Annotated in this window: 12 protein-coding genes and 4 tRNA genes; all 16 read left to right on the top strand. The window is 60.6% G+C overall.

Annotation, left to right across the window (positions count from 1 at the left end):
* Positions 1-261 precede the first annotated feature (261 nt).
* The 16 genes from DOM33_RS11900 (at position 262) to fusA (ending at position 17,323) form a co-directional block, all read left to right on the top strand.
* Positions 262-1,251 carry a biotin--[acetyl-CoA-carboxylase] ligase gene (locus DOM33_RS11900; protein ID WP_110669255.1) on the top strand — a complete coding sequence of 330 codons (990 nt, stop codon included), beginning with the start codon at positions 262-264 and terminating at the stop codon, positions 1,249-1,251.
* A gap of 157 nt (positions 1,252-1,408) precedes the next feature.
* Positions 1,409-1,492, top strand: a tRNA-Tyr gene (locus DOM33_RS11895).
* 55 nt (positions 1,493-1,547) lie between these two features.
* Positions 1,548-1,621 (top strand) — tRNA-Gly (locus DOM33_RS11890).
* 24 nt (positions 1,622-1,645) lie between these two features.
* Positions 1,646-1,720, top strand: a tRNA-Thr gene (locus DOM33_RS11885).
* A gap of 141 nt (positions 1,721-1,861) precedes the next feature.
* Positions 1,862-1,937, top strand: a tRNA-Trp gene (locus DOM33_RS11880).
* A 72-nt stretch (positions 1,938-2,009) separates the two neighbouring features.
* On the top strand, positions 2,010-2,378 hold the full coding sequence (secE, locus tag DOM33_RS11875; RefSeq protein WP_110669253.1) for a preprotein translocase subunit SecE: 369 nt from the start codon (positions 2,010-2,012) through the stop codon (positions 2,376-2,378).
* An 8-nt stretch (positions 2,379-2,386) separates the two neighbouring features.
* The gene (gene nusG / locus DOM33_RS11870; protein ID WP_110669251.1) at positions 2,387-2,920 is read left to right on the top strand and encodes a transcription termination/antitermination protein NusG; all 534 of its coding nucleotides are present in this window, start codon (positions 2,387-2,389) and stop codon (positions 2,918-2,920) included.
* Between the two features lie 113 nt (positions 2,921-3,033).
* A complete protein-coding gene (rplK, locus tag DOM33_RS11865) occupies positions 3,034-3,465 on the top strand; it encodes a 50S ribosomal protein L11 (protein ID WP_110669249.1) in 432 nt (143 codons plus the stop codon).
* Positions 3,466-3,467: 2 nt separating this feature from the next.
* Positions 3,468-4,160 carry a 50S ribosomal protein L1 gene (rplA, locus tag DOM33_RS11860; protein WP_110669248.1) on the top strand — a complete coding sequence of 231 codons (693 nt, stop codon included), beginning with the start codon at positions 3,468-3,470 and terminating at the stop codon, positions 4,158-4,160.
* Between the two features lie 271 nt (positions 4,161-4,431).
* The gene (gene rplJ / locus DOM33_RS11855) at positions 4,432-4,935 is read left to right on the top strand and encodes a 50S ribosomal protein L10 (RefSeq protein WP_110669246.1); all 504 of its coding nucleotides are present in this window, start codon (positions 4,432-4,434) and stop codon (positions 4,933-4,935) included.
* A gap of 94 nt (positions 4,936-5,029) precedes the next feature.
* Positions 5,030-5,401 carry a 50S ribosomal protein L7/L12 gene (rplL, locus tag DOM33_RS11850; protein ID WP_110669244.1) on the top strand — a complete coding sequence of 124 codons (372 nt, stop codon included), beginning with the start codon at positions 5,030-5,032 and terminating at the stop codon, positions 5,399-5,401.
* 260 nt (positions 5,402-5,661) lie between these two features.
* Positions 5,662-9,738, top strand: a complete 4,077-nt coding sequence (gene rpoB / locus DOM33_RS11845) for a DNA-directed RNA polymerase subunit beta (protein WP_110669243.1) — start codon at positions 5,662-5,664, stop codon at positions 9,736-9,738.
* Between the two features lie 90 nt (positions 9,739-9,828).
* Positions 9,829-14,055 carry a DNA-directed RNA polymerase subunit beta' gene (rpoC, locus tag DOM33_RS11840; protein ID WP_110669241.1) on the top strand — a complete coding sequence of 1,409 codons (4,227 nt, stop codon included), beginning with the start codon at positions 9,829-9,831 and terminating at the stop codon, positions 14,053-14,055.
* Positions 14,056-14,213: 158 nt separating this feature from the next.
* A complete protein-coding gene (gene rpsL, locus DOM33_RS11835; RefSeq protein ID WP_110669240.1) occupies positions 14,214-14,588 on the top strand; it encodes a 30S ribosomal protein S12 in 375 nt (124 codons plus the stop codon).
* 122 nt (positions 14,589-14,710) lie between these two features.
* Positions 14,711-15,181 carry a 30S ribosomal protein S7 gene (rpsG, locus tag DOM33_RS11830; RefSeq protein ID WP_110669238.1) on the top strand — a complete coding sequence of 157 codons (471 nt, stop codon included), beginning with the start codon at positions 14,711-14,713 and terminating at the stop codon, positions 15,179-15,181.
* Between the two features lie 18 nt (positions 15,182-15,199).
* The gene (gene fusA / locus DOM33_RS11825) at positions 15,200-17,323 is read left to right on the top strand and encodes an elongation factor G (protein WP_110669237.1); all 2,124 of its coding nucleotides are present in this window, start codon (positions 15,200-15,202) and stop codon (positions 17,321-17,323) included.
* Positions 17,324-17,347: the final 24 nt, after the last annotated feature.

The raw sequence follows: 17,347 nt of genomic DNA, 5'->3' as shown, positions 1-17,347 counted from the left end.
TGCCCGCGCATGCCGAACGCGCTTGCGGCCATGCCACCCCGTGTGGGATGACGGGGGCGTCTTACGCTGATACGCCTTCCTAAAACAGCCCATCGAAGCTCCTATTTGCCTCCTTGCCCTCACTCGAGCTTTTAGAGCTCGTGAATACGCGGATTCCTGACGATGATCCTGTAGATCGCCCTAGAGGGTGTCTAAAGGGGAGTGTTATCGAGGGCCAGCGAACTTCGCTAGAATACGCTTTTGATCATTGGATGACGCTGCATGAGTATCGGAGATCTCATTCGCCTGCTCGGCGACGGTCACTACCACTCGGGGCAGCAGCTGGGTGAGCATTTTGGCGTATCGCGAACGGCAATTTGGAAGCAGCTACAAAAGTTGGAAGCGATGGACCTACCTCTCGAGGCCGTGAAGGGGAGAGGATACCGGCTGGTCAATACACTCGACTCGTTGAACGGGGCAGAGATCGTCGCAAACCTGGCCGCCGAGCCTCGTCAGCATCTGAAGCGACTGTTCGTAGAAGACGTCGTGGACTCCACGAACACTTTTCTACGCGAAAGATTTCGTCAGGGCGCGGGGCATGGAGAGGTCTGTCTCGCCGAGAGCCAGACGGCAGGGCGGGGCCGCCGAGGTAAGTCGTGGAGTACTCGTTGGGGTCAGAGCCTCATCTTTTCTCTAGGGTGGCGTTTCGAGGGCGGTGTTGCCTCATTGGAAGGGCTGAGCCTTGCCGTCGGCGTGAAGCTGGCAGAACTGGTAGAGGCGCTAGGGGCCGAGGTGGCCCTCAAATGGCCAAACGACTTGCTGCTTCTCGTCGATGACGAGCAGCGTAAGCTTGCCGGTATCCTGCTCGAGGTAACCGGAGATGTCGAAGGACCCTGTGAAGTCGTCATTGGGATCGGCCTGAACGTCGGGCTAAGCGATGCGGGACGGCATGCTGCCGGCCAGCCGGCTGGCGCTCTATCTGACGTGCTAACGCCGCCGTCGCGCAATCGGCTTGTCGCCGACCTGATCACCGCACTCGTCGATCTGTTGCCCGAATTCGAGCGTCAGGGATTTGGGGCCTGGCAGGCGGCCTGGAATCGGCGTCATGCCTACGCCGGGCAGGACGTCCGTATTCACGACAATAGTGGCGACTACGAAGCAAAGGCGTTGGAAGTCGATGAAAAAGGCAACCTCGTCGTGCTCGTCAAGGATGAGCGCCGAGCATTGACGGGGGGGGAGGTTAGCGTCCGCCCTGAACGGAGTTCGGTATGATTGCCAATAAATGCTCGCCCGCTGTTGCGTGCTGCATACCTCTTTGGCATAATGCGCCCCGCCTTGAACGCAAGGCAGCCTGTTAAGCGACTTGTTAAAGCAGTAAAAACAATGGCTTGACATGGCGAGGCGGCAAGGTAGAATTTGCTGCCGGTGAGGAGGGGTTCCCGAGTGGCCAAAGGGAGCAGACTGTAAATCTGCCGCGCAAGCTTCGAAGGTTCGAATCCTTCCCCCTCCACCAGATTTAAGAGGAAAGTTGCCGGTCTATTTCGGCAAGCCGAAATCAGGGCGGGTAGGCGGGTATAGTTCAATGGTAGAACCTCAGCCTTCCAAGCTGATGGTGTGGGTTCGATTCCCACTACCCGCTCCAGTTTGATGCGTCAGTGCAAGATAGGCTCATGTAGCTCAGGGGTAGAGCACACCCTTGGTAAGGGTGAGGTCGACGGTTCAAATCCGTCCATGAGCTCCACTGTTTCGTGTCGCGTGATAAAAAGGCGAGCAAAAGCTCGCTTTTTTAGTGGAAGAAAGTGTTTCGGGATTGCATTGCGTGCCTGAAACCCGCTATCATAGCGCCCTCCAAATTTCCGGGTGCTTCCCGGGCAAAAGTTGCAGGCCAGTAGCTCAATTGGCAGAGCAGCGGTCTCCAAAACCGCAGGTTGGGGGTTCGATTCCCTCCTGGCCTGCCAGTCTTCCCCAGACTGGCTAGTGTTTGATAGCTTGTCATGTTTGCTTGCCGCGCCTTGAGTTGAGGAGTTTTCATGAAGCACAACGTCGAGGTGCAAGAGTCTCGTCACGATATTCCCAAGTGGGTCGTCGTGGTGGCGCTACTTGCGGTCGCGGTCGCCGGTAATGCGTGGTTTGCCGATCAGCCTTTGCTGTATCGCGTGCTGGGCGTCGTAATCCTCTGCGTGGCAGCTGCCGCCATCGCGCTGACGACCGCTAAAGGCCAGGCTCTGATGGAGCTTGCAAGAGGGTCGAAGCGCGAAATTCAGCGAGTGGTCTGGCCCACGCGTCAGGAAACCATTCAAACGACACTGATCGTTCTTGCAGCCGTGCTGGTCGTGGGCTTGCTGCTGTGGCTCATCGATACCGTCCTCGGTTGGGCGATGTCCGGAATTATTGGCTAGGAGTCTTCATGTCCAAGCGTTGGTACGTCGTTCACGCCTATTCCGGGTTTGAAAAGCAGGTCATGCGCTCACTCAATGAGCGCGTCAAGCTCTATGAGCTTCAGGATCAGTTCGGCGAGATCCTGGTTCCGACCGAAGAAGTCGTCGAAATGCGCGATGGCAAGAAGCGCAAGAGCGAGCGAAAGTTCTATCCGGGCTACGTTCTCGTCGAGATGGAGATGAGCGAGCGCACTTGGCACATGGTGAACGAAACGCCGCGCGTCATGGGCTTCATCGGCGGAACGCCGGAAAAGCCGGCACCGATCACACAGAAAGAAGCCGACGCTATTCTGCGCCGCGTTCAAGACGGTACCGATAAGCCGCGGCCGAAGACGCTGTTCGAGCCGGGCGAAACGGTGCGTGTCGTGGACGGACCTTTCGCCGACTTCAACGGTGTCGTCGAAGAGGTCAATTACGAGAAGAGCCGCCTGCAGGTCAGCGTGTTGATCTTCGGTCGATCCACGCCGGTCGAGCTCGAGTTCGCTCAAGTCGTCAAAGACTGAGTTTTACTGAATTGTTACGAGAGCGCAGCGCCCATGGCGTTGCGCTGTTGTCGTCGGCAGGTGCCGACTGAACCGGGGAGCCGCAAGGCGCTACTACCCAACTGGAGTCTTTTATGGCTAAGAAAGTCCAGGCCTACATCAAGCTGCAGGTCGCAGCTGGCAAGGCCAATCCGAGTCCCCCCGTCGGTCCCGCACTGGGCCAGCACGGTGTCAACATCATGGAGTTCTGCAAGGCGTTCAATGCCGCCACGCAGGAGATGGAAGTGGGCTTGCCCACTCCGGTCGTGATCACCGTCTACAGCGACCGTAGCTTCACGTTCGTGACCAAGACGCCCCCGGCCGCCGTTCTGCTCAAGAAAGCAGCCGGTATCAAATCCGGTTCCGGCGTGCCGAACAAGACGAAAGTCGGCACCGTGACCCGTGATCAGCTCGAAGAGATCGCCAAGACCAAGGAGCCGGATCTGACGGCTGCCGATCTCGACGCCGCCGTTCGTACCATCGCAGGCAGCGCCCGTAGTATGGGCCTCAACGTGGAGGGTCTCTGATCATGGCTAAGCTCTCTAAGCGCGCGCAAATGATCCGCGAGAAGGTCGAGCTGGGTAAGGTCTACTCCGTTGAGGACGCGGTTTCCGTGCTCTCCGACGTTTCTACGGTCAAGTTCAAGGAATCCGTCGAGGTCGCCATCAACCTGGGTGTCGATCCGCGTAAATCCGATCAGGTCGTGCGTGGCGCTACCGTGCTGCCGAACGGCACCGGTCGTGACGTCCGAGTCGCCGTCTTTGCCCAGGGCGCTGCCGCCGATGCCGCCAAAGAAGCCGGCGCCGACATCGTCGGTATGGAAGATCTGGCAGAAGACGTGAAGAAGGGCAATCTGGACTTCGACGTCGTCGTCGCCGCGCCGGACGCCATGCGCGTCGTCGGCCAGCTGGGCCAGATCCTCGGCCCGCGTGGCCTGATGCCGAACCCCAAGGTCGGCACCGTCACGCCGGACGTCGCCACCGCGGTCAAGAATGCCAAAGCGGGTCAGGTGCGTTTCCGTACCGACAAGAATGGCATCATTCACGCTTCCATTGGTCAGGTCGACTTCGCCGCGGATGCCATCAAAGGCAACCTCGAAGCCCTGGTCAACGATCTGAAGCGTCTCAAGCCCAGCACCTCGAAGGGTGTCTATCTCAAGAAGATGACACTCTCCAGCACCATGGGTCCGGGCCTGACCGTCGATCACAGCAGTTACGTGTGATCGACCAACGAGCAGTAACTTTGCGGTCCCCGTGCGCCGCCTCGAAAGAGGCGCTGTGGGGCGGGGCGCCGTCAAAGACCGCAGGTGATGCGCTCGACGGCCGAAGGGTCGGACAGAGCGCCTCTTAATCGCCGCAAGGTGCCTGCGCAGATGGTGTGGCTCGCCGTTCACGGTGTGCAGCCATCATCCAAGACTTTCACCGTAGTTGGGTGGAAGAGATGGTAACCACCGGGTCGCGATTTTTCGCCCCCGGCACGAAGGAGTAACCCCTGTGCCACTAGCACTCGAAGGCAAGAAAGCAATCGTTGCCGAGGTCAGTGAAGCCGCTAAGGACGCTCTTTCCGTCGTAGTTGCCGATTCTCGTGGTGTGACTGTTAGCGCAATGACCGATCTGCGCAAACAGGCTCGCGAGAATGGCGTCCAGATTCGTGTTGTCCGCAACACGCTGGCACGCCGCGCGCTGTCAGGCACTTCTTGGGAGTGCCTGAACGAGAGCTTCGCAGGCCCGACGCTGCTCGCCTTTTCCTACGATCATCCCGGCGCTGCTGCCCGGCTGTTCAAGGAATTCGGCAAGTCGCAGAAGGAATTCGAAGTCAAAGCGCTGGCCTACGAAGGCGAGATGATCCCGGCTTCTGAGCTCGATCGTCTGGCAACGCTGCCGACTTACGATGAAGCGATCGCCAAGCTGATGTCCGTCATGAAGGAAGCTTCTGCCGGCAAGCTGGTTCGTACGATTGCAGCCGTTCGCGATCAGAAGCAGGAAGAAGCTGCCTGATCGTCGGTTTTTTCGTTCGAACCGAGTCGATGTTTGAATCAATGAGCGCGTGACCAAGATCGGTCAGGGCGCCGCAAAGTTTAGGAAATTGAAAATGGCACTTTCTCAAGAAGATATCATCAACGCCGTTGCTGAAATGTCCGTGATGGAAGTTGCGGAACTGGTTTCTGCAATGGAAGAGAAGTTCGGTGTTTCTGCAGCTGCTGCTGTCGTCGCAGGCCCCGGTGGCGGTGAAGCCGCTGTTGAAGAAGAGCAGACCGAGTTCTCTCTCGTGCTGACTTCTGCCGGCGACAAGAAGGTCAACGTCATCAAGGTCGTTCGCGAGATCACCGGTCTTGGCCTGAAAGAAGCCAAGGGTGCCGTCGACGGCGCGCCGGCCACGCTGAAGGAAGGCCTGTCCAAGGACGACGCCGAAGAAGCCAAGAAGAAACTGGAAGAAGCTGGCGCCAGCGTGGAGCTCAAGTAACTCCGTGCCAACGGTTCCACGCGCTGCGTAAGCGCCACGGCTGGTGGCGGGCCTTCCCGCTGCCGGCCTTTTTCTGTTTTTGCTAGCCTGGCGTCAGACCACCTGGATTGGGTTCCCCCAAGACGGGGTTGTAGCCACTAGACGAATTCCGACGGCGAGCTCTCTTTGGGAGCTTGCCGTCAGCGCCTAACGGGGTCACTCCCGTTGGGGAGCGCCGACCACGCACCGGTCACCCATGGTGAACAAGCTGGGGAATACAGATGGCTTACTCATACACTGAGAAAAAACGCATCCGCAAGGATTTCGGCAAACTGCCTCAAGTAATGGATGTGCCCTACCTGCTGGCCATCCAGCTTGATTCCTACTACGACTTCCTCCAGCAGGACCGGGCGCCGGAAGAGCGTCTCGACACCGGCCTCAACGCGGCCTTCAAGTCCGTGTTCCCGATCGAGAGCTTTTCGGGCAATGCGGCGCTCGAGTACGTGAGCTATCGCTTCGGCACGCCGTCGTTCGACGTCAAGGAGTGCCAGCTGCGCGGCGTGACCTATTCGGCACCGCTGCGCGTCAAAGTCCGCCTGATCATCTACGACAAAGAGTCGTCGAACAAGGCCATCAAGGACATCAAGGAGCAGGAAGTCTACATGGGGGAGATCCCCCTGATGACCGAGAATGGCACGTTCGTGGTCAACGGTACCGAGCGCGTCATCGTCTCCCAGCTCCACCGCTCGCCGGGTGTGTTCTTCGATCACGACAAGGGTAAGAGCCACTCCTCCGGGAAGCTGCTTTATTCCGCGCGTATCATTCCTTACCGCGGCTCCTGGCTGGATTTCGAGTTCGACCCGAAGGACAACGTCTTCGTACGTATCGACCGCCGCCGCAAGCTGCCGGCGACTGTCCTGCTGCGCGCCCTCGGCATGAGCGCCGAAGAGATTCTCGATACCTTCTTCGAGACCAGCACCTTCCACATCGAGCCGAAAGGCGTCTACGTGGAGCTGGTGCCGTCGCGCCTGCGCGGCGAAACCGCCACCTTCGACATTCAGGACAATGACGGCAACGTCATCGTCGAAGAAGGCCGGCGCGTCACGCAAAAGCACATCCGTCAGATGGAGAGTGCCGGTCTCGAGCGCCTGCAGGTGCCGCTCGACTACCTCTTCGGCAAGACGCTGGCGAAGGATCAGATCGATGCCAATACCGGCGAGCTGATCTGCGAGTGCAATACCGAGCTCACCGCCGAGCTGGTCGAGAAGCTGGGCCAGGGCGGCGTCACCAAGCTCGAAACGCTTTACACCAACGATCTGGACGCGGGCTCGTTCATCTCCGACACGCTGAAGGTCGATACCACGCGTTCGGGGCTGGAAGCGCTGGTCGAGATCTATCGCATGATGCGTCCCGGTGAGCCGCCCACCAAGGAAGCGGCCGAGACGCTGTTCCACAACCTGTTCTTCACCGAAGATCGCTACGACCTGTCGGGCGTCGGCCGGATGAAGTTCAACCGTCGTCTGCGTCGCGAAGGCGACACCGGCTCCGGCGTGCTCGACAACCAGGACATCCTCGATGTCCTCAGAGAGCTGATCAACATTCGTAACGGCTTCGGCGAAGTCGACGACATCGACCACCTGGGCAACCGTCGTATTCGCTGCGTCGGCGAAATGGCCGAGAACCAGTTCCGTGTCGGTCTCGTGCGCGTCGAGCGTGCGGTCAAGGAGCGTCTCTCCATGGCGGAGAGCGAAGGCTTGATGCCGCAGGACCTGATCAATGCCAAGCCGGTAGCGGCTGCCGTGAAGGAGTTCTTCGGCTCCTCGCAGCTCTCCCAGTTCATGGACCAGAACAACCCGCTTTCCGAGGTCACGCACAAGCGTCGTGTGTCCGCTCTCGGCCCGGGTGGTCTGACGCGTGAGCGTGCCGGCTTCGAAGTGCGTGACGTTCACGCCACGCACTACGGTCGTCTCTGCCCGATCGAGACACCGGAAGGCCCGAACATCGGCCTCATCAACTCGCTGGCGACCTACTCCAAGACCAACAGCTACGGCTTCCTCGAGACGCCGTACCGCAAGGTCGTGGACAGCCAGCTCACCGACGATGTCGTCCACCTCTCCGCGATCGAGGAGGGCGACTTCATCATCGCTCAGGCCTCCGCCACGGTGGATGAGTCCGGCAAGCTGGCCGACGATCTGGTTCAGGTCCGTCACAAGGGTGAGACCACCTTCATGGCACCGGACAAGGTGACCCTGATGGACGTCTCGCCGCGCCAGGTGGTCTCCGTTGCCGCGGCCCTGATCCCGTTCCTCGAGCACGATGACGCCAACCGCGCACTGATGGGCGCGAACATGCAGCGTCATGCCGTGCCGACCCTGCGTGCCGACAAGCCGCTGGTCGGTACCGGCATGGAGCGCTTCGTCGCTCGTGACTCCGGCGTCTGCGCCGTGGCGCGTCGCGGTGGCGTGATCGACTCCGTCGATGCCAAGCGCATCGTGGTCCGGATCAGCGAAGACGAGATCATCGGTGGTGAAGCCGGGGTCGACATCTACAACCTGACCAAGTACGTGCGTTCCAACCAGAACACCTGCCAGAACCAGCGTCCGATCGTGCGCCCGGGCGACCAGGTCGCACGCGGTGACATCCTCGCCGACGGCCCGTCCGTCGACATGGGGGATCTGGCGCTGGGGCAGAACATGCGCCTCGCGTTCATGCCGTGGAACGGCTACAACTTCGAGGATTCCATCCTCGTCTCCGAGCGCGTGGTCGAGGACGACCGCTTCACCACGATCCACATCCAGGAACTGACCTGCGTCTCTCGCGACACCAAGCTGGGTGCCGAGGAGATCACGTCGGACATCCCCAACGTCGGCGAGTCCGCACTCTCCAAGCTGGATGAAGCGGGCGTGGTCTACATCGGGGCGGAAGTCGGCGCCGGTGACATTCTGGTCGGCAAGGTGACGCCGAAGGGCGAAACCCAGCTCACGCCGGAAGAGAAGCTCCTGAGAGCGATCTTCGGCGAGAAAGCCAGCGATGTGAAAGACACGTCGCTGCGCGCGCCGACCGGCATGCGCGGGACTGTCATCGACGTGCAGGTCTTTACCCGCGATGGCGTCGAGAAGGATTCCCGTGCGCTCTCCATCGAAGAGCAGCAGCTCGACGAGGTGCGCCGCGATCTACAGGAGACCTTCCGTATTGCGGAAGAGGCGACCTTCGAGCGTATCAAGCGGATGCTCGACGGGCAGCCGGTCAACGGCGGTCCCAAGCTCAAGAAAGGCGACTTGCTGAGCGAGGAATACCTCGACGAACTGCCGCGTCAGCAGTGGTTCAAGCTGCGCATGCAGGACGAGAGCCTCAACGAGCTTCTCGCCCAGGCCGACGAGCAGCTGGAAAATCGCCGCAAGGAGATGGACGAGCGCTTCGAGGACAAAAAGCGCAAGCTCACCCAGGGCGACGACCTCGCGCCGGGCGTGCTCAAGATCGTCAAGGTCTACCTGGCCGTTAAGCGTCGCATCCAGCCGGGCGACAAGATGGCCGGCCGTCACGGTAACAAGGGTGTCATCTCCGCGATCATGCCGATCGAGGACATGCCGTTCGACGAGAAGGGCGAGCCGGTCGACGTCGTCCTCAACCCGCTGGGTGTCCCGTCGCGCATGAACGTGGGTCAGATCCTCGAGACCCACCTGGGCATGGCGGCACGTGGCCTGGGTGTGAAGATCGACGCGATGCTGCGTGACGCTCGTGGCCAGCAGCTCAAGGAGATCCGTGACTTCCTGGGTCAGGTGTACAACACCCCGGGGACTCGCCTCGAGGATATCGACTCGCTGAGCGATGACGAAGTCATTGCACTGGCGAAGAACCTTAAGGGTGGTGTGCCGATGGCGACGCCGGTCTTCGACGGTGCCAAGGAGCACGAGATCAAGCACCTGCTCGAGCTTGCGGACATCCCCGAGTCGGGTCAGATGACGCTGTTCGACGGACGTACAGGCGAGTCGTTCGACCGGCCGGTGACCGTGGGCTACATGTACATGCTCAAGCTCAACCACTTGGTCGACGACAAGATGCACGCACGCTCCACCGGCTCCTACTCGCTGGTCACCCAGCAGCCGCTGGGCGGCAAGGCGCAGTTCGGCGGTCAGCGCTTCGGTGAGATGGAGGTGTGGGCCCTCGAAGCCTACGGTGCCGCCTATACGCTGCAGGAAATGCTGACCGTGAAGTCCGATGACGTTGAAGGACGTACCAAGATGTACAAGAGCATCGTCGACGGCGACCACACCATGCAGGCCGGCATGCCGGAATCCTTCAATGTGCTGGTGAAGGAGGTCCGTTCGCTGGGTATCGACATCGAATTGGAAAGCTAAGACCGGCACAGTCGATAGCAAGCGACGGGTTGCGGGGTCGGCGAGTGAATCGCGGCCCCGCTCATGACAACTCCGCAACGGAGCGATCCCATGAAAGATTTGGTGAAAGTCCTAAAGTCACAGGCGCAATCTGACGAGTTCGACGCGATCAAGATCACTCTCGCGTCGCCGGAAATGATTCGCTCCTGGTCATACGGTGAAGTCAAAAAGCCGGAGACCATCAACTACCGTACGTTCAAGCCTGAGCGTGACGGTCTGTTCTGCGCCAAGATCTTCGGGCCGGTCAAGGATTACGAGTGCCTCTGCGGCAAGTACAAGCGCATGAAGCACCGTGGCATTATCTGTGAAAAGTGCGGCGTCGAAGTCACCAAGGCGGCGGTGCGTCGTGAGCGCATGGGCCACATTGAGCTGGCCTCGCCGGTCGCCCACATCTGGTTTCTGAAATCGTTGCCGTCTCGCATCGGCATGTTCCTCGACATGACCCTGCGTGACATCGAGCGCGTGCTCTACTTTGAATCCTTCGTGGTCGTTGATCCGGGCATGACCACGCTCGAACGCGGTCAGCTGCTCAACGACGAGCAGTATTTCGAAGCGCTCGAAGAGTTCGGTGACGACTTCGATGCCCGCATGGGTGCCGAAGCCGTTCAGGCGCTGCTCAAGGACATCGATCTCGAAGAAGAGATCGAGCGGCTGCGCGAAGAGATTCCGCAGACTAACTCCGAGACCAAGATCAAGAAGCTGTCCAAGCGGCTGAAGCTGCTGGAAGCCTTCTACAAGTCCGGCAATGCGCCGGCGTGGATGGTCATGGAAGTGCTGCCGGTGCTGCCGCCTGACCTGCGCCCGCTGGTGCCGCTGGACGGCGGCCGTTTCGCGACGTCGGATCTCAACGATTTGTACCGTCGCGTGATCAACCGCAACAACCGCCTCAAGCGGCTGCTCGATCTCAATGCGCCGGACATCATCGTGCGCAACGAGAAGCGCATGCTGCAGGAATCAGTGGACGCGCTGCTCGACAACGGTCGTCGCGGTCGTGCCATCACCGGCTCCAACAAGCGCCCGCTCAAGTCGCTCGCCGACATGATCAAGGGCAAGCAGGGACGTTTCCGTCAGAACCTGCTGGGTAAGCGCGTCGACTACTCCGGTCGTTCCGTCATTACCGTCGGCCCGACACTGCGTCTGCATCAGTGTGGTCTGCCGAAGAAGATGGCGCTGGAGCTGTTCAAGCCGTTCATCTATTCCAAGCTGCAAGGCAGCGGGCAGGCGTCCACGATCAAGGCCGCCAAGAAGATGGTCGAGCGCGAGCTGCCGGAAGTGTGGGACATCCTCGCTGACGTCATTCGCGAGCACCCTGTGCTGCTCAACCGCGCGCCGACGCTCCACCGTCTGGGTATCCAGGCGTTCGAGCCGCTGCTGATCGAAGGTAAGGCGATCCAGCTGCACCCGCTGGTCTGCGCCGCCTACAACGCCGACTTCGACGGTGACCAGATGGCCGTCCACGTGCCGCTGACGCTGGAATCCCAGCTCGAAGCGCGCACGCTCATGATGTCCACGAACAACGTACTGTCACCGGCCAACGGCGAGCCAATCATCGTGCCGTCACAGGACGTGGTGCTGGGTCTCTACTACATGACCCGCGAACGCATCGGTGCCCAGGGCGAAGGCAAGGCGTTCTCTAACCTGAACGAGCTGGACCGAGCCTTCTCGACCCAGAACGTGTCGCTGCATGCGCGGGTCAAGGTGCGTCTGACCGAGTGGCTCTCCGATGAGAAAGACGGCGAGATCACCGAGCTGACCGAGACGACCTCGATCAAGGAGACGACCGTCGGTCGTGCCCTGCTGTTCCGGATTCTGCCGAAAGGCATGCCGTTCGAGCTGGTCGATCGTCCGATGAAGAAGAAGGCGATCTCCGGGCTGATCAACGAGGTCTACCGGCGTACCGGTCTCAAGGACGCGGTCATCTTTGCCGACCAGCTGATGTACACCGGCTTCCGTCTGGCGACGTGGTCCGGTGCGTCCATCGGCGTCAACGACTTCGTCATCCCGGATGCCAAGGCGGAGATCGTCGACGCAGCCGAGGAAGAGGTCAAAGAGATCGAAGACCAGTTCTCCTCCGGTCTCGTGACCGCGGGCGAGAAGTACAACAAGGTCATCGACATCTGGTCCAAGGCCAACGACAAGGTCGCCAAGGCGATGATGTCGGTGATCTCGAAAGAAGTCGTCACCGATAGCGAAGGCAACGAGGTCGAGCAGGACTCGTTCAACAGCGTCTTCATCATGGCCGACTCCGGTGCCCGTGGTAGCGCGGCCCAGATTCGTCAGCTCGCGGGGATGCGTGGCCTGATGGCCAAGCCGGACGGCTCGATCATCGAGACGCCGATCACCGCGAACTTCCGTGAAGGTCTGAACGTACTCCAGTACTTCATCTCGACCCACGGCGCGCGTAAAGGTCTCGCGGATACGGCACTCAAGACGGCCAACTCCGGTTACCTGACGCGTCGTCTCGTCGACGTGGCGCAGGATCTGGTCATCACCGAGACCGATTGCGGCACCGAACGTGGTCTGACGCTGCACCCGGTGATCGAAGGCGGCGATGTCATCGTCTCGCTGGCACAGCGTGTGCTGGGCCGCGTGGTCGCGCAGGACGTCATCGATCCGCAGACCGAAGAGGTGTTGATCGCCAGGGGCACGCTGCTCGACGAAGTCTGGTGCGAAGAGCTCGACACCATGGGCGTCGACGAGATCATCGTGCGCAGCCCGATCAGCTGCGAGACGTCTCACGGCGTCTGTTCATCCTGCTACGGTCGCGATCTCGCCCGCGGTCACCAGGTCAACGTCGGCGAAGCGGTCGGTGTCATCGCCGCGCAGTCGATCGGTGAGCCGGGTACCCAGCTGACCATGCGTACGTTCCACATCGGTGGTGCCGCGTCGCGTGCCTCCGCCGTGGACAGCGTCCAGGTCAAGCATGGCGGCAGCGTGCGTCTGCACAACATCAAGTCGGTCGAGCGTGCCGATGGCAAGCTGATCGTGGTTTCGCGTTCCAGTGCCCTGGCCGTCGCCGACGATCACGGTCGTGAGCGCGAGTACTACAAGCTGCCCTACGGCGCCGAGCTCTCGGTCAAAGAGGGTGACCACGTCGAGGGTGGCCAGGTGGTCGCCAAGTGGGATCCGCACACCCACCCGGTCGTGGCCGAGGTGAAAGGTAACGCCCAGTTCACCGATATGACCGAAGGCGTCACCATGACGCGTACGGTCGACGAGATGACGGGGCTCTCGAACATCGAGGTGATCGAGTCCGCCGCCCGTCCGGCCTCGGGCCGCGACAAGCGTCCGATGATCATGCTGGTCGGTGAGAACGGCGAGCACGTCACACTGCCGGGCTCCAATACGCCGGTGCAGTACCTGCTGCCGGGTCGTGCCATCATCTCCGTCGAGAACGGGGCCGAGATCGGCGTCGGTGAAGTCATCGCGCGTATTCCGCTCGAGGCGTCCGGCAACAAGGACATCACCGGTGGTCTGCCGCGCGTCGCCGATCTGTTCGAAGCGCGTAAACCGAAAGAGCCGTCCATCCTCGCCGAGATCAGCGGTACGATCAGCTTCGGCAAGGAGACCAAGGGCAAGCGTCGTCTGACGATCACCCCGGAAGAGGGCGATCCGCTGGAGATGCTGATCCCGAAATGGCGTCAGATCGGCGTGTTCGAGGGCGAGACGGTCGAGAAGGGCGAGGTCATCTCCGATGGACCGAGCAACCCGCACGACATCCTGCGGCTGCTGGGCGTGGCGGAACTGGCCAAGTACATCACCGTCGAGATTCAGGACGTCTATCGTCTGCAGGGCGTTAGCATCAACGACAAGCACATCGAAGTCATCGTGCGTCAGATGCTACGCAAGGTGGAGATCACCGACTCTGGCGATTCCACCTTCATTCCGGGCGATCAGGTCGAATTGGTTCGTGTGCTCGAAGAGAATGCACGTCTCGAGCAGGACGAGAAGTTCCCGGCCAAGTACGAGCGCCTGCTGCTGGGTATCACCAAGGCGTCGCTGGCCACCGAGTCGTTCATCTCCGCGGCCTCGTTCCAGGAGACGACCCGCGTACTGACGGAAGCCGCGGTAACCGGCAAGCGCGACTACCTGCGCGGACTGAAGGAGAACGTCGTGGTCGGCCGTCTGATCCCGGCCGGTACGGGCCTTGCCCATCACGACGAACGTCGTCGCAAGCGTGAAGAGTCCGAGCGTACGCTCGCCCCGTCCGCGTTCGACGTCGAGCAGGAGCTGGGTGCGCAGCTCACCGCGCTCGATGCCGACGACGACGACCTGTAAGCGACCCCGGCTGCTCGCGCCTGACGGCGCGGGCAGCCTTGACGGGTCTCGCGACAACTGATTAGAATGCGCAGCCTTTATGTTTGGGGTGCTTCAGCCCGTGCGTATGAAGCGGCCCGACATGAGGCAAGGCAACCCATTGGAGTCAGCTAAAGACTATGGCAACGATTAACCAGCTCGTGCGTAAGCCGCGCAAGCGCCCCGTCGAAACAAGCGACGTGCCGGCGCTTCAGGCTTGCCCGCAACGTCGTGGGGTTTGCACCCGCGTCTATACCACTACCCCGAAGAAGCCGAACTCGGCCCTGCGTAAGGTCTGCCGCGTGCGCCTCACCAACGGCTACGAAGTCGCTTCCTACATCGGCGGTGAAGGCCACAATCTGCAGGAACACTCCGTTGTTCTGATTCGTGGCGGCCGCGTCAAGGATTTGCCGGGTGTGCGCTATCACACCGTTCGCGGCGCGCTCGACACTTCCGGTGTCCAGAACCGTCGTCAGGGCCGTTCCAAATACGGTACCAAACGTCCGAAGGCGTAATGCCCGGGCGTCGTCCACACCATTCACTATCGGTCCGATAAGAGTAAGGTCGGTCTTCAGCGCGTCTCCCACGCGCTTGGTGCCGGGTTTACCTGAACGACCCTTATATTCGAGGGCTTATCATGCCAAGAAGAAGAGTTGTCGCTAAGCGCGAGATCCTTCCGGATCCCAAGTTCGGAAGTGAGCGCCTGGCCAAGTTCATGAACCATCTGATGATCAGCGGCAAGAAGTCCGTAGCTGAGCGCATCGTTTACGGTGCGTTGGACAGGGTTGCCGAGCGTAATAACGAGGCGCCGCTGGACATCTTTGACAAAGCGCTGGAAGCCATCCAGCCGATGGTCGAGGTCAAATCTCGCCGTGTGGGCGGCGCCACCTATCAGGTGCCGGTGGAAGTTCGTCCCTCTCGCCGTCAGGCGCTGGCCATGCGCTGGCTCGCCGACGCGGCTCGTAATCGTGGTGAAAAGACCATGGCGCAACGTCTTGCCGGCGAAATGCTCGATGCCGCCGAAGGCAAGGGTTCTGCCGTGAAGAAGCGTGAAGACGTGCATCGCATGGCAGACGCCAACAAGGCCTTTTCCCACTACCGCTTCTAAACAACGGGGACTTCCATCGTGGCACGCAAGACACCACTCAAGCGTTATCGCAATATCGGTATCGTCGCCCACGTCGATGCTGGCAAGACGACGACCACCGAGCGTGTCCTGTTCTATACCGGGCTGTCCCACAAGGTCGGCGAAGTCCATGAAGGCGCAGCCGTCATGGACTGGATGGAGCAGGAGCAGGAGCGTGGCATCACGATCACCTCTGCGGCGACCACCTGCTTCTGGCAGGGCATGAGCAAGCAGTTCGACGAGCACCGTATCAACATCATCGATACGCCAGGACACGTCGACTTCACGATCGAAGTCGAACGTTCCCTGCGTGTTCTCGACGGTGCGGTCGTCGTGCTGTGCGGCTCTTCCGGCGTTCAGCCGCAGACCGAGACCGTATGGCGTCAGGCCAACAAGTACGAAGTTCCGCGCATGGTGTTCGTCAACAAGATGGACCGTGCCGGCGCCGACTACTTCATGGTCATCGATCAGCTCAAGCAGCGCCTTGGTGCCAACGTCGTTCCGATCCAGATCAACTGGGGTGCGGAAGACGGCTTCAAGGGCGTCATCGACCTGATTCAGATGAAGGCGATTCTCTGGGACGAAGCCAACTTCGGGATGAACTACGATCTCGTCGATATCCCGGAAGATCTGCAGGAAACGGCCCACAAGTACCGCGAGCAGATGGTCGAGGCAGCCGCCGAAGCCAACGAAGAGCTCATGGACAAGTACCTCGAAGAGGGTGATCTCTCCATCGAAGAGATCAAGCAGGGTCTGCGTACCCGCACGCTTGCCAATGAAATCGTGCTCGTCACCTGTGGTTCGGCATTCAAGAACAAGGGCGTTCAGGCCGTTCTCGACTGCGTCATCGAATACCTGCCGTCGCCGACCGAGGTCAAGGCGATCGAGGGTGAGCTCGACGACAAGGACGGAACGATCGCGACCCGTGAAGCCGACGACAGTGCGCCGTTCTCTGCGCTCGCGTTCAAGATCGCGACCGACCCGTTCGTGGGTACGCTGACCTTCATGCGCGTCTATTCGGGCGTCCTGAAGTCCGGCGACAGCATCTTCAACTCCGTCAAGGGCAAGAAAGAGCGCGTCGGACGTATCGTCCAGATGCACTCCAACTCCCGCGAGGAGATCAAAGAGGTCTACGCCGGTGATATCGCCGCCTGTATCGGCCTCAAGGACGTCACCACCGGTGACACGCTCTGCGATCTGAACGACAAGATCATCCTGGAGCGTATGGAGTTCCCGGAGCCGGTCATCTCGGTCGCCGTCGAGCCCAAGTCCAAGGCCGACCAAGAGAAAATGGGCGTCGCGCTCGGCAAGCTGGCGCAGGAGGATCCGTCCTTCCGCGTGCAGACTGACGAAGAGACCGGCCAGACCATCATCTCCGGGATGGGCGAGCTTCACCTCGATATCCTCGTCGACCGCATGCGTCGCGAGTTCAAGGTCGAGGCGAACATCGGTAAGCCGCAGGTCGCCTACCGCGAGACCATTCGTCAGTCGGTCGAGCAGGAAGGTAAGTTCGTGCGTCAGTCGGGCGGTCGCGGCCAGTACGGTCACGTCTGGCTACGCATCGAGCCGCTGACCGCAGCGGACAAGGGCGAGGACGAAGAAGACGTTCACTTCAAGTTCGCGTCCGAGATCGTCGGTGGTGTCGTACCGAAAGACTACGTGCCCGCCGTCGAGAAGGGAGCTTTCGAGCAGTTGAAAAACGGTGTCATCGCGGGCTACCCGATGATCGACGTCAAGGTCACGCTGTTCGACGGCTCCTACCACGACGTGGACTCTAACGAGACTGCGTTCAAGGTCGCCTCTTCGATGGCGATCAAAGAGGGTGCTCGCAAAGCCAAGGCCGTGCTGCTCGAGCCGGTGATGAAGGTCGAAGTCGTGACCCCGGAAGACTTCATGGGTGACGTCATGGGCGACCTTAACCGTCGTCGTGGCCTCGTTCAGGGTATGGACGACTCGCCGACCGGTAAGATCATCCGTGCCACGGTGCCGTTGGCTGAGATGTTCGGTTATGCAACCGATCTGCGCTCTCAGACTCAGGGCCGCGCAAGCTACACCATGGAGTTTGCGGACTACGAAGAGGCGCCCAACAGCGTCGTTGATGCCGTCATCAATCAGAACGGTTAACCGTTAGCTAACGTAAAGAGGTTA

This window comes from Salinicola halophilus (assembly GCF_003206155.1).
Classification (GTDB): domain Bacteria; phylum Pseudomonadota; class Gammaproteobacteria; order Pseudomonadales; family Halomonadaceae; genus Salinicola; species Salinicola halophilus.
Note: the sequence above shows the minus strand (reverse complement) of the source record. Positions and strands in the feature narration are given on the sequence as shown.